The 12,829-nt window shown below is 57.0% G+C and carries 15 protein-coding genes and 1 other annotated feature; of the genes, 2 read left to right on the plus strand and 13 right to left on the minus strand.

The features are described 5' to 3' along the window. Positions 1–20: 20 nt before the first annotated feature. Entirely contained in the window at positions 21–317 is a 297-nt protein-coding gene (locus OSH03_RS00005) for a YciI family protein (RefSeq protein ID WP_049006872.1), read from the minus strand. Between the two features lie 222 nt (positions 318–539). On the opposite strand from OSH03_RS00005, the gene tonB reads away from it, so the two are divergent. Beyond that, on the plus strand, positions 540–1,262 hold the full coding sequence (gene tonB, locus OSH03_RS00010; RefSeq protein ID WP_028013421.1) for a TonB system transport protein TonB: 723 nt from the start codon (positions 540–542) through the stop codon (positions 1,260–1,262). Between the two features lie 38 nt (positions 1,263–1,300). Here the strand turns inward: tonB and yciA are convergent, their stop codons facing one another. The 4 genes from yciA to OSH03_RS00030 form a co-directional block, all read right to left on the minus strand. Next, complete coding sequence (gene yciA, locus OSH03_RS00015) at positions 1,301–1,696, minus strand: acyl-CoA thioester hydrolase YciA (protein ID WP_028013420.1); 396 nt, start codon at positions 1,694–1,696, stop codon at positions 1,301–1,303. Between the two features lie 104 nt (positions 1,697–1,800). Next, positions 1,801–2,340, minus strand: coding sequence for a septation protein A (locus OSH03_RS00020; RefSeq protein WP_061097985.1), 540 nt, complete (start codon positions 2,338–2,340; stop codon positions 1,801–1,803). A 56-nt stretch (positions 2,341–2,396) separates the two neighbouring features. Next, on the minus strand, positions 2,397–3,140 hold the full coding sequence (locus tag OSH03_RS00025) for a YciC family protein (RefSeq protein WP_266177890.1): 744 nt from the start codon (positions 3,138–3,140) through the stop codon (positions 2,397–2,399). A gap of 25 nt (positions 3,141–3,165) precedes the next feature. Continuing rightward, positions 3,166–3,570, minus strand: coding sequence for a YkgJ family cysteine cluster protein (locus OSH03_RS00030; RefSeq protein ID WP_080329326.1), 405 nt, complete (start codon positions 3,568–3,570; stop codon positions 3,166–3,168). Between the two features lie 281 nt (positions 3,571–3,851). On the opposite strand from OSH03_RS00030, the gene ompW reads away from it, so the two are divergent. Then, a complete protein-coding gene (ompW, locus tag OSH03_RS00035; RefSeq protein ID WP_266177891.1) occupies positions 3,852–4,484 on the plus strand; it encodes an outer membrane protein OmpW in 633 nt (210 codons plus the stop codon). A 40-nt stretch (positions 4,485–4,524) separates the two neighbouring features. Here ompW and yedF read toward each other — a convergent pair whose 3' ends face one another. From yedF to trpL, 8 genes are all read right to left on the minus strand, one after another. Next, complete coding sequence (yedF, locus tag OSH03_RS00040) at positions 4,525–4,758, minus strand: sulfurtransferase-like selenium metabolism protein YedF (protein ID WP_213813248.1); 234 nt, start codon at positions 4,756–4,758, stop codon at positions 4,525–4,527. After that, positions 4,755–5,966: a selenium metabolism membrane protein YedE/FdhT gene (gene yedE, locus OSH03_RS00045; RefSeq protein WP_266177892.1), complete on the minus strand. Its 1,212-nt coding sequence runs from the start codon at positions 5,964–5,966 to the stop codon at positions 4,755–4,757. The genes yedF and yedE overlap by 4 nt, the downstream gene beginning before the upstream one ends. A 180-nt stretch (positions 5,967–6,146) precedes the next feature. Next, complete coding sequence (gene trpA, locus OSH03_RS00050; RefSeq protein ID WP_266177893.1) at positions 6,147–6,956, minus strand: tryptophan synthase subunit alpha; 810 nt, start codon at positions 6,954–6,956, stop codon at positions 6,147–6,149. Next, complete coding sequence (trpB, locus tag OSH03_RS00055; protein WP_028013413.1) at positions 6,956–8,149, minus strand: tryptophan synthase subunit beta; 1,194 nt, start codon at positions 8,147–8,149, stop codon at positions 6,956–6,958. Before trpB ends, trpA begins: the two co-directional genes overlap by 1 nt. Positions 8,150–8,159: 10 nt before the next feature. Then, a complete protein-coding gene (gene trpCF / locus OSH03_RS00060; RefSeq protein ID WP_266177894.1) occupies positions 8,160–9,518 on the minus strand; it encodes a bifunctional indole-3-glycerol-phosphate synthase TrpC/phosphoribosylanthranilate isomerase TrpF in 1,359 nt (452 codons plus the stop codon). 3 nt (positions 9,519–9,521) lie between these two features. Further along, a complete protein-coding gene (trpD, locus tag OSH03_RS00065; protein WP_061097992.1) occupies positions 9,522–11,117 on the minus strand; it encodes a bifunctional anthranilate synthase glutamate amidotransferase component TrpG/anthranilate phosphoribosyltransferase TrpD in 1,596 nt (531 codons plus the stop codon). Beyond that, entirely contained in the window at positions 11,117–12,679 is a 1,563-nt protein-coding gene (locus OSH03_RS00070; protein ID WP_266177895.1) for an anthranilate synthase component 1, read from the minus strand. Before OSH03_RS00070 ends, trpD begins: the two co-directional genes overlap by 1 nt. A 25-nt stretch (positions 12,680–12,704) precedes the next feature. Continuing rightward, positions 12,705–12,798: a sequence feature (Trp leader region), on the minus strand. Further along, positions 12,775–12,819: a trp operon leader peptide gene (gene trpL, locus OSH03_RS22130; RefSeq protein ID WP_106993556.1), complete on the minus strand. Its 45-nt coding sequence runs from the start codon at positions 12,817–12,819 to the stop codon at positions 12,775–12,777. (Overlaps the previous feature by 24 nt.) Positions 12,820–12,829: the final 10 nt, after the last annotated feature.

Consider the following 12,829-nt stretch of genomic DNA (forward strand, 5'->3'; position numbering starts at 1 on the left):
CCTGCTGGAGCCTTTTTTGATCAGAACACTTTCTTATACGGCCGCACCGTCACTTTCGCATACACACCCGCCGCAACGTATGGGTCTGCGTCAGCCCAGGCCTGCGCCGCTTCCTGAGATTCAAACTCCGCAATGACCGTGGAGCCAGAAAAACCGGCGGCTCCAGGGTCATTGCTGTCAACAGCAGGCATTGGACCCGCGGTCAGCAAGCGGCCTTCGTCCTGGAGCAGCTGCAGGCGAGCCAGATGGGCAGGGCGAACGGAGAGACGTTTTTCGAGGGAATCAGCGACATCTTCAGAGTAAATCACGTAAAGCACGGTGAAGCTCCTTAAGCGTTATAAAGTGTCAGTTACGTTATGTGAAAGGGCAATTGACTGCAATGTAAAGATAAAAACAACGTTAATCCCCCGATCTGGATGCCCCTTTTTTGACCACTCCAGCGCTTAAATTGCGCCAGAACAAAGTGTCTTATTGAATATGATTGCTATTTGCATTTAAAATCAGGGTTCGGTTTTTTAACGTTGATGATTATGACTTCGATGACCCTTGATTTACCTCGCCGCTTTCCCTGGCCGACGCTGCTTTCCGTCGTGATTCACGGTGCCGTCGTGGCGGGTTTGCTCTACACCTCGGTTCATCAGGTTATTGAAATGCCCGCACCCGCCCAGCCGATCTCGGTAACCATGGTCTCGCCAGCGGATCTCGAACCACCACAGGTTGCGCCGCCACCGCCACAGCCTGTTGCTGAGCCTGAACCGGAACCCGAGCCTGTTCCGGAACCGCCGAAGGAAGCACCGGTGGTAATCCATAAACCTGAACCGAAGCCAAAACCTAAGCCGAAGCCAAAGCCGGTGAAGAAGGTCGAGGAGCGTCCTAAACGTGAAGAACGTCCGGTTGAACCGCGTGCGACCCAGCCGGTCGAGAATGCAGCGCCTTCGCGTCCGGTTATGAATAACAGCGCGCCGGCCGCTAAACCGACGGTTGCCGCACCAGCGGGCCCGCGTGCGTTGAGCCGTAATCAGCCTCAGTATCCGGCGCGAGCTCAGGCCTTACGCATTGAAGGCCGCGTGCGGGTGAAATTTGACGTCACTGCGGATGGCCGCGTTGATAACGTGGAAATCCTGTCTGCTCAACCTTCTAATATGTTTGAGCGCGAAGTGAAGTCGGCGATGCGCAGATGGCGCTACGAACCCGGTAAACCGGGGAGCGGACTGATCGTGAACATTGTTTTCCGCCTGAATGGCGGGGCGCAGATGGAATAAGAAAAGCCTCCGAAAGGAGGCTTTTTTTTGCCCGTCAGTCAGGCTGGCGGAAGCTGACGAGGTTTACCCTCGCTATCGACCGCCACATAAATAAACAGCGCTTCAGTTGCTTTATAGCGCTGCCCAATCGGTTCAGAAGAGACTTTTTTCACCCAGACTTCAATGTTGATGGAGATGGAGGTATTGCCGCGCTTTACGCAGCGGGCGTAACAGCAAACCACATCACCTACCGCAACCGGGCGCAGGAAGGTCATGCCATCCACCCGCACGGTCACCACGCGTCCGTGAGCAATCTCTTTTGCCAGAATTGCGCCGCCCATATCCATCTGCGACATCAGCCAGCCGCCAAAAATATCGCCATTGGCATTGGTGTCAGCGGGCATTGCCAGTGTGCGTAAAACCAGTTCGCCCTGAGGGGCGTTATTTGTTGTCATTGTTTTAACTCGTAACGGAAGACTTCAGGCGGGATGCTACTATGATTTCACAGCGGAGAGAATAGACCAGAACGCCTGTCGAACACGTTCTGGTCAGTCAGCAATCAGTGCTTATCGTCCTGCGGCATGTGGCGATAAATATAAACGCCGCTTAGCAGGGTGAAAATCAGCGTCAGGGCCGTCAGGCCGAAGACCTTAAAGTTGACCCAAATGTTTTGCGGCAGCCAGAAGGCAATATAGATATTGGCAAGACCGCAAAGAATAAAGAACACCGCCCACGCGATATTCAGGCGCGACCAGACTTCCTGAGGCAGCGTCAGCTCTTTGCCGAGCATGCGCTGGATCAGCGGCTTTTTCATCACCCACTGGCTGATGAGCAGCGCACCCGCAAACAGCGCGTAGATCACCGTCACTTTCCACTTGATAAATTCATCATTGTGGAAGAAGAGGGTTAGCCCACCGAATACGGCGACCAGGACGAACGTCACCAGCGCCATTTTTTCAACTTTACGGTAGCGCACCCAGCTGTAGATCAGCACAACCGCTGTCGCAATAATCAGCGCTGTGGTCGCAGCATAAATGTCATACAGCTTATAAAACGCGAAAAAGACAACCAGCGGTAAAAAATCAAGAAACTGCTTCATTCTGTGATTCCATCTTCTCTGTTGAGCCGGGAAGGGGCATCCTCCCGGCATCAGGATTACTGACGAATTAACATATACAGGCGGAACAGATAGACCAGCAGCACCGCTGAAATCAGGTTGCTCAGCGTATTCGCGACCACAGCGCCAACGTTCGGGGTTAATACCGCAAAATTCGGTGCGAACAGGAGCAGAAGCGTTTTTGCCAGCAGCCAGCCGATCACGGCGGGCGCTACCAGACGCATGTTCGCCCATGCCAGCCTGATGCTGCTGCGCATCGCGGTAAAAATCCCCATTTTATCCTGCACAACCATCACCGGAGCAAAGGCGAGCACGATAGACAGTAACACGCCCGGCACCACCACCAGCATAATCCCCATCTGCACCAGCATGGTGGTTAAAAAGATAAGGATAAACAGCTTAGGTAAGACCGGCGCGCTGGCTCCAATCGCCCGTAAGGCGCTGACGCGGTGGCCCGCCGACACCAGCTGAATCATCAGCAGAACGCCACCCGCCAGCACCGCATTACCAATGAGCCCAGAGAAAGTGGATGCGGCAGAAGCCCGCAGCAGAATCTGTTGCTGCTCCGGCGTCATGTTTTGCACCAGTTCAAACAGCCCCACGCTTCCTGCCAGATGGTCGCCCTGGCTCAGGCTGGCAATCTGTTCTTCACTCGGTGAGAACGCATGGCCCAGCACCACAGTGATGAAGGCGCAAAGCAACGCGATCAGTAAAAAGGTAATGAACTGATTGCGGAAAAAATTTCCCGTGTCACGGTAGACAGACTTCGCCGTGATAGACATGCACTCTCCTTGAGTATTGCAGGTGTTAATTAGCCGGCAATTGTACACCGGATGCACCTGCTGTGGCAGCATCAAGGCTTGTATGGAAAAGCATATCTTTGTAAAGCGGCGGTAATCCAAAGCGTGCCCGGGCGCGATTACAGGCTTCATTGACCTGCCCATCTTCGCCCGACATGGCAAATTCCCGGCACGGGCTGGGGCGATCCTCGTAGATAGAACACCGGGTAGATATCCCGGGCTCCCCCTGTAATGCCGCGCAACGGCTCTGCTTTTGGTTGGTGCCGCGCATACAGCGCAAAAAAGGGGTGACTGGCTCAGTGAGATGAACCGGAACGGTACCGCCGCCATCGCTGGCTTCGGCCCAGTAGAAAGAGACTCGAAAATACGCACAACAGGCTCCGCACGTCATGCACGGGTTAACTTCACTCATGGCACACCTGCAAAAAAGAACGCATCAAATCAACTTGTGAGAGCGATAAATTATCCAGCCGCCGGAGGAAGAGCAAGAGGGGGAAAAGGGAAAATTTTGTAACTGTGAAATGGCAAAAATTGACATAGAAACAACTTATTGCTTTTCAAGGCACCACAAAAAATTAACCCAGATCAATGAATGTTAAATTACTGGTTTTAATGTGATCTGTGGCAGATCACTAATTACTCTTTTGTGAGTATATTCTCATCCGCGATTAAAACCACAACGATGGAGCGGATATGAAAAAATTAGCGGTGGCAGCCCTTGTATTAAGCAGTCTCTCTGGCGGCGCGTACGCGCATGAAGCAGGCGAATTCTTTATTCGTGCCGGTTCGGCAACGGTTCGTCCAACTGAAGGTTCTGATAACGTGCTGGGAATGGGCGGTTTTAACGTCAGTAACAACACCCAGTTAGGTTTAACATTCACCTGGATGGCGACGGACAACGTTGGTGTTGAGCTTCTGGCGGCAACACCGTTCCGTCACCGGGTCGGTCTTGGGGCAACCGGTGACATCGCCACGGTTCACCATTTACCCCCCACGCTGATGGCGCAATGGTACTTCGGCGACTCAAGCAGCAAGGTGCGTCCCTATATTGGCGCGGGTGTGAACTACACCACCTTCTTCGATGAGAAATTCAACGATACCGGTAAAGAGGCTGGTCTCTCCGATCTCAGCCTGAAAGACTCGTGGGGTATGGCTGGGCAGGTTGGTCTGGACTATCTGATTAACCGTGACTGGCTGATCAACGCCTCGGTCTGGTATATGGACATTGATACGGACGTACGCTTCAAGGCGGGCGGTGAGCAGCAAAGCATCAATACTCGCCTGGATCCGTGGGTGTTCATGTTCTCTGCGGGTTATCGTTTCTGATTCTGTGTGTTCAATGCGCCCCCGAGGGGCGCATTTCATATTACTTCTGAATCAAATAGCGAATGGTTGGCCCGTCCTGCTGGGTATCCAGCACCGTATAACCGTGGTTTTTCGCATCCAGCGGAATGTTGTTGATGGATTGCGGACAATCGCTCACCACCTCCAGTATTTCACCTTTTTTCAGCTGCGGCAGCGCCTCAAGCGTGGCAACCGCAGGATACGGGCAGGGCTCACCGACCATATCCAGACGATAATCTGGGACGATCTCTTTCATGCAGCGTTCTCCTGCGTTTCAGTGTTGACGGCGGCACGGCGGAAGAAGCGTTTTTCCTGCGCGACAACCAGTAAAAAAGCGATCAGCAGCAGGGCATAAGTCACCAGCAGGCCGCCGAGAGGGCCGAAAGTGTTTAGCAGGTTGACCTTATCCCAGTTTGTGGCAAGTACCGGAGAGACGTCGTCCCAGTAGTACGCCAGAATGGTTGAGCCGATGACGTTACCCAGCCCGACCCACCAGTAGTGCACCTGTCCCTCAACCGCGCGGTACATCCAGCCGGTTTCACACCCGCCCGCCAGCACAATCCCGAAGCCAAACAGCAGGCCGCCAATCACCGCGTTTGGGCCAGCCCACATGATCTTTGGTTCAACACCGAGCTGAACGTAGCTGAAGATGCCGATAGCGCTCACCGCCATACCGGCAATGATTGCCTTCGCCATCATCGTCCGTCCGGTGATCCACATATCGCGAAACGCGGAGGTAAAGCAGATCTGCGCGCGTTCGATCAGCAGGCCAAAGCCGACGCCAAATAACATCGCCAGGCCAAGCTTCGGCTGATTCATCGCCGTGCAAATGGCCCACGCGACCATGGCAAAAAAGACCAGCATACCCAGGCGGAAACGACGCTTTGCCTGGTCCGGCTTCTGGGTTAGCGGGGACGCCGCGCTGACTTTCGTCATTTTCACCGGGATGCGGAACAGCGGCAGCAGGGTGAATTTTGCTCCGAAGTAAGAGCCAATCGCGGTGGCCACGGCAAAAAACCAGGCATGAAGGGAGAACTGAGGGATCCCCGTAAAGAACGCGGCCAGATTACAGCCCATCGCCAGGCGGGCACCAAACCCGGCAATCATACCACCTGCTACCGCCTGCATGATGCGAATACGGCTTTTGGGCATGCGCAGCTTAACGTTGTTTGCCCACAGCGCCGCGGCGAAGCAGCCGCCGAACATGCCGACGATCATCATCCCGTCGATGCGGGTAAGCGGAGTACCGTCCAGGTGAATGAGTTTGAAGTAGCCCCACTCTTCGGTATGCACGCCTGCAAGCTGCAGCAGCTGACCACCCCAGCGGGTAAACTCGCCGGTGACGGCCCAGAAGGTGCCGGTGATGCCAAAATAATAAGTAGAGAGAATGCCTGCCGCGATGACGGCCGGAACAGGTGACCAGAACTTAACCAGGTAAGTCTGTTTGAAGTATTGCCATGACATGAATAAACCTCTGAACTCAGAAGGATTAGTGCTAAAAAGAGTCCAGATCATACGCTTACGCGAAAGTTTGAAAAGCTATTCACACCGAAAATATCGACGGGATCAATTTTGACGTAATCCTTTGTAGAGGATGGAGAAGGAGGAGTAACCGTCTGGCAGGGGTGCCAGACGGTGGAAAGATTATGCTTTCCGCGTCGCCGCTTTCATTGCGGTCACAAACGCTTTCAGCTCGGCCAGCATCTGCTCGGGCTTGTCCAGGTTCTTTTCGATGATCTTCACAATCGCGGAGCCGGAGATGGCTCCTGCCGCCTTCGCGTCAATCGCTGCGGTGACCTGATCCGGAGAGGAGATCCCGAAGCCCTGCAGCGGAGGCGCGGCATGGTATTCGGCCAGCTTTTCCACCAGATGATGCAGCGGCAGTGCGGCTTTATTCTCGGCGCCGGTCACGCCCGCGCGGGAAAGCAGATAGGTATACCCGCGTCCGTAAGAGGCTATCTGGCGCAGCAGTTCGTCATCGGCGTTCGGTGGGCAGATGAAGATCGGCGCGACGTTGTGGCGCATCGCCGCCTGGCGGAACGGCGCAGACTCTTCAACGGGCACGTCTGCTACCAGCACCGAGTCGACGCCCACGCGCGCGCACTCGGCGTAGAACTCGTCAACACCGCGGTTAAACACCAGGTTGGCGTACATTAGCAGGCCAATCGGAATGGTCGGGTGCTTCTGGCGGATCGCCGCCAGCATCTCAAAGCACTGGGTTGGGGTCACCCCTGCGGCAAACGCGCGCAGGGTGGCGTTCTGGATGGTCGGGCCATCCGCCAGCGGATCGGAGAACGGAATGCCCAGCTCCAGCGCGTCGGCGCCGGCTTCAATCAAGGCGTCGATAATCTTCAGAGACTGCTCCGGGCCAGGGTCGCCCAGCGTAACGAAGGGAACGAACGCGCCTTCCTGGCGGGATTTCAGTTCAGCAAATGCATTATCGTAGCGTTCCATCAGATTTCCCCTCGTGCTTTCAGAATATCGTGAACGGTGAAGATATCTTTGTCACCGCGACCGGAAAGGTTAACCACCAGCAACTGCTCTTTTTCCGGGTTCTCTTTCATCATTTTCAGCGCGTGCGCCAGCGCGTGTGAAGACTCCAGCGCCGGGATGATCCCTTCGCTGCGGCACAGCGTTTTGAAGGCTTCCAGCGCTTCATCATCAGTAATAGAGACATAGTCCGCGCGCCCGGTGCTGTTCAGGAACGCGTGCTGTGGCCCAACGGACGGGAAGTCCAGTCCGGCAGAAATTGAGTAAGACTCTTCAATCTGCCCTTCATCGGTCTGCATCATCGGGGCTTTCATGCCGAAGTAGATCCCCACGCGGCCATGCTTCAGCGGCGCGCCGTGCTCGCCGGTTTCAATCCCATGGCCGGCAGGCTCGACGCCAATCAACCCTACGCGGGTTTCGTCGATAAAATCGGCAAACATGCCGATGGCGTTAGACCCGCCGCCGACGCAGGCAATCACCGCATCCGGCAGACGACCCTCTTTTTCAAGGATTTGCGCTTTGGTCTCTTCACCGATCATGCGCTGGAATTCGCGCACGATGGTCGGGAACGGGTGAGGGCCCGCCGCGGTGCCGAGCATATAGTGCGCGGTTTCGTAGCTGCCGGACCAGTCGCGCAGCGCTTCGTTACAGGCATCCTTCAGCGTCGCGGAGCCGCTGTGCACCGGGATCACTTCCGCACCCATCAGGCGCATACGGAAGACGTTAGGCGACTGACGCTCAACGTCTTTCGCGCCCATGTAGATGCGGCACTTCAGGCCGAGCAGGGCGCTGGCGAGCGCAGAAGCCACGCCGTGCTGTCCCGCGCCGGTTTCGGCGATGATTTCGGTTTTACCCATACGCTTAGCGAGCAGCGCCTGGCCCAGCACCTGGTTAGTTTTATGCGCGCCGCCGTGCAGCAGGTCTTCACGCTTCAGATACAGCGTGGTTTTGGTGCCTTCGGTCAGGTTGCGGCATTTGGTCAGCGCGGTTGGACGCCCGGCGTAGTTCTTCAGCAGGTCGGTAAACTCCGCCTGAAACGCCGGGTCTTTCTGCGCGCTCACGAACGCTTCTTCCAGCTGGCGCAGCGCGGGCATAAGGATTTGCGGAACGTACATCCCGCCGAACTCACCAAAATACGGGTTAAGTAATGTCGTCATCTTCTCTTCCTTAATATGCACGCAGAGTTTTAAACACCGAGGCCAGCTTGCTGGCATCTTTGATACCCGGTTGCGACTCTACGCCTGAATTGAAATCGAGGCCTGCGCAGCCGGTTTTCGCGGCTTCCACACAGTTATCCGGGCTTAGTCCGCCCGCCAGCAGGACGTTGTCCAGCTTTTCGCCGTTCAGCAGCGACCAGTCAAAACGTTGTCCGGTGCCGCCCTGACCGTTGTCGAGCACGTATTTGTCGACGTGGTTAAGGTTACGTGCAGGCAGGGTGCTGCCCACGCTTTGTGCTTTCCAGATCTGAACCTGCGGTGCCAGCGCGTCGCGCAGGGCATTGATATACGCCTGATCTTCTTCGCCATGGAGCTGAACGGCACTCAGGGATAACGCGTCGGCTTTTGCCACAACGTCCGCGATATCCGCATTGCGGAACACGCCAACGTAGCTCAGCGGGGCCGCCGCGATTACCCTGCGGGCCTGTTCCTCATTGACTGCGCGAGGAGAGGAGTCAACGAAGATCAAACCGCCATAGATTGCGCCAGCCTCATATGCGGCCAGCGCGTCCTGTTCGCGGGTTAAGCCGCAGACTTTGTTTTCGCCCAGCAGCACGCGACGCACCGCTGCATTGAGGTCGTCATGCTCCATCATGGCGGAGCCAATCAGGAAACCGTTGGCAAAGTGGCTCAGCTCGCGCACCTGGGCGTAGCTGTTAATGCCGGATTCGCTGATCACCGTGACGCCAGAACCCAGACGCGGCGCAAGCTGACGCGTGCGGTTCAGGTCAATCGACAGGTCGCGAAGATCGCGGTTATTGATGCCGACCACTTTGGCTTCCAGCGCAATAGCGCGCTCGAGCTCTTCTTCGTTACTCACTTCGGTCAGCACGCCCATTTTCAGGCTGTGCGCCACGGCAGACAGCTGGCGATACTGCTCGTCGTTCAGCACCGAGAGCATCAGCAGGCAGGCGTCAGCCTTGTAGAAACGCGCCAGCCAGATCTGATACGGGTCGATAATAAAGTCTTTGCACAGGATCGGCTGCGGCGCGATGCCGCTGACGATCGGCAGAAAATCGAAGCTGCCCTGGAAATATTTCTCATCCGTCAGCACTGAGATGGCCGACGCATGATGCTTATAAATACCGGCGATGCGCGCCGGGTCGAAATCGTCACGAATAACGCCTTTTGAGGGAGACGCCTTTTTGCACTCCAGAATAAAGGCGGTGCGGGCACCCTGCAGAGCATCATAGAAACGACGGCTGCTTGGGACGACGTCATTCTGGAAACTGGCAAGCGGCTGCTCTGCTTTGCGTGCTTCCACCCAGATGGCCTTATCGGCGACGATTTTCGCTAAAACGGTCTGCATTCTTTACCCTCTTGCCGCAAGTGCGGTAACGCGATCGTAAGCTGCACCGGAGCGCAGTACATCCAGAACTTTTTGAGCATTGGCCTTCAGGTCTTCCTCACCGTGCAAACGCATCAGCATGGCGACGTTGGCAGCCACGGCGGCCTCATGAGCGGCCTCACCTTTACCTTGTAGTAAGCGCGTCAGAATGTCACGGTTTTCTTCCGGCGTACCGCCTGCCAGCGCTTCCTGACGGTACGGCGTTAAGCCGAAATCAGACGCCTCAAGCTGATAGCTGAGCACTTCACCATCGTTAAGCTCGGCCACCAGCGTTGGCGCATGCAGCGAAACTTCATCCATTCCGCCGCTGTGCACCACGGCGGCGCGTTTGTAACCCAGCACGCGCAGCGTCTCGGCAATCGGCAGCACCAGCTCAGGGCTGTAAACGCCAATTAATGCCAGCGGCGGATGGGCCGGGTTGATCAGCGGGCCGAGCACGTTAAACAGCGTGCGGGTTTTAAGCTGCTGGCGAACCGGCATCGCGTGGCGGAAACCGGTGTGATATTTCGGCGCAAACAGGAAGCAAACGCCCAGATCGTCCAGCGCTTCGCGTGAACGCTCGGCATTCATCTCCAGGTTGATGCCAAACGCGGCCAGCAGATCGGACGATCCGGAACGGCTGGAGACGCTGCGGTTACCGTGTTTCGCTACCTTTAAACCACACGCCGCCGCCACAAACGCGCTGGCGGTAGAAATATTGATACTGTTGCTGCCGTCACCGCCGGTACCCACGATATCGGCAAACTGATAGTCAGGGCGCGGGAACGGGGCGGCATTCTCCAGCAGGGCGGTGGCGGCACCGGCGATCTCCTGCGGGCTTTCACCGCGCACCTTCATGCTGACCAGCGCAGCCGCCAGCTGTTCAGGCTTCAGCTCGCCGCGCACCACGGCGGAGAAGAGCTGGTGGCTCTCCTGCTGGCTCAGGGTCTGCGCCTGATACAGTTTTTCCAGAATTGGCTGCAGGGTATTGGTCTGCTCCAGCTTCTGTAACGCCCAGTCAAGGGTCTGCTCCAGCAGGCGGGCGCCGTTGGAGGTCAAAATAGATTCCGGGTGGAACTGCATCCCGCAGACGCGATCCGCATCGTGGCGTACCGCCATCACCATCCCTTCAAACGAGGCGTTGATGGTCAGCCCGGCCGGAATGTTGCTGCCGACGAGCGAATGATAGCGCGCGACCGGGAGCGGATTCGGCAGCCCGGCAAACATTGCCTGGCCGTCATGTTCAATGCTGGAGGCTTTACCGTGCAGGATCTCGCCCGCCTGGCCGACGTAACCGCCGTAGGCTTCCACGATCGCCTGGTGACCAAGGCAGATACCGATAATCGGCAGCTTGCCGCGCATGCGGGTCAGCAGCTCGGGCATACAGCCCGCTTCGCTCGGCGCGCCCGGCCCCGGGGAGAGCATCAGCACCGGGTTTTGCATGGTCGCCAGACGGTCAATCAGGGTCTGAGCCGGAACGTGGTTGCGGTAGATAACGACGTTATGGCCATTCGCACGCAGCTGGTCTGCCAGGTTATAGGTAAAGGAGTCGATATTATCGAGCAGCAGAATGTCAGCCATCAGAAAATCTCCTGTGCGTGGTGTGCGGTAGCGATGGCGCGCAATACCGCGCGTGCTTTACTGCGGGTTTCGTCAGCTTCAGACTGCGGAACAGAGTCGAGAACAATCCCGGCGCCGGCCTGAACGGTGGCAATACCGTCTTCGACGTAGGCGGAGCGGATCACGATGCAGGTATCGAGGTCGCCGTGGGCGGTGAAGTAACCCACCGCGCCGCCGTAGCTGCCGCGACGACGTCCTTCCGCTTCGGCGATAAGCTGCATGGCACGCACCTTCGGCGCGCCGCTCAGGGTGCCCATGTTCATACAGGCGCGGTAGGCGTGCAGCACGTCGAGGTCGCTGCGCAGTTCACCCACCACGCGGGAGACCAGGTGCATCACGAAGGAGTAGCGGTCAACTTTGGTCAGATCCGCTACGTAGCGGCTGCCCGGAGTGCAAATGCGCGCCAGGTCGTTACGCGCCAGGTCAACCAGCATCAGGTGCTCGGAGAGCTCCTTGTGGTCGGTCCGCATTTCCAGCTCGATGCGGCTGTCCAGATCGCGGTCCAGCGAGCCATCGGCGCGACGGCCGCGTGGACGGGTGCCTGCAATCGGGTAGATCTCAATCTGGCGGCTGGTGGCGTCGTACTTCAGCGAGCTTTCCGGCGAGGCGCCGAACAGCGTGAAATCATTGTCCTGCATAAAGAACATATACGGGCTTGGGTTGCTCTTCTTCAGCACGTCGTAAGCCGCCAGCGGCGACGGGCAGGGCAGAGAGAAGCGGCGGGAAGGCACAACCTGGAAAATCTCCCCGGCGCGAATGGCTTTTTGCATCTGGCGAACCACGGCGCCGTATTGATCGTCGGTCTGATTTACCTCACAGGTCATCTTCTCGACGAGCTGTACCGGCAGCGCAGGCGGCGCTTCCGTCATCTGCTGCTGGAGCTGAGCGATGCGATGCTCCAGACGGTTTTTCTCGGACGCAGACGGGGTGAACAGGCTTGTCTGAATGCGGGTATATTTTTTCTGATGGTCGATCACCAGCAGGGTTTCGGCCAGGTAGAAACAGTAGTCCGGGCAGCGGTTGCCCTGCTCGGTTTCCGGCAAATCTTCAAAACCGGCGACCAGGTCGTAAGCAAACAGCCCGCCGAAGAACATTGCTTCGCGCTCATCTTCCGGCACGGTGACAAGATTTTGCAGCAGGCGGAAGGCATCGAACACGGACAGCGAGCAGAGGCGCGCGTCTTCGTCCAGCAGCTGGCTTACCGGCGGGAAATGCAGAATTCGCAGGTCAGGGTGACGCTCATTGTCGATGCCCGCGGGCAGAGCCGCATCCAGCAGCGGTAGGAGCGATGCGCCATTGTCAGAAAGTGCCTTAATAGTGACAGTGTCACCTAACGCGATAATGCGCAGCGCGCTGTCGACCAGCAGCAGGCTTTTCAGATCGTCCTTGCTGTCGATATCCGCAGACTCCAGCAGCAGCGTCGCCGGACGCGCGCCGCACACCTGATGAAACAGCGCGGTCGGGTTGTGGCGATAGGCCGCCTCGCAGGTCAGCAGTTCGAGATGGGGTTTGGCTGTTTGCATGTTGTTGTTCTCATTTATTCTGTTCAAAAAAAAGCCCGCTGGGTAGCGGGCGGGTATCTGTTTGCATTTCGCAGACGCGTGACACTGCCCGAAGATCAGGAAGTGCGCCACCAGCCGTGCAGAGTGAAATGTGCCGTCATTTTCAGATAC

This window comes from Enterobacter nematophilus, assembly GCF_026344075.1.
GTDB lineage: Bacteria > Pseudomonadota > Gammaproteobacteria > Enterobacterales > Enterobacteriaceae > Enterobacter > Enterobacter nematophilus.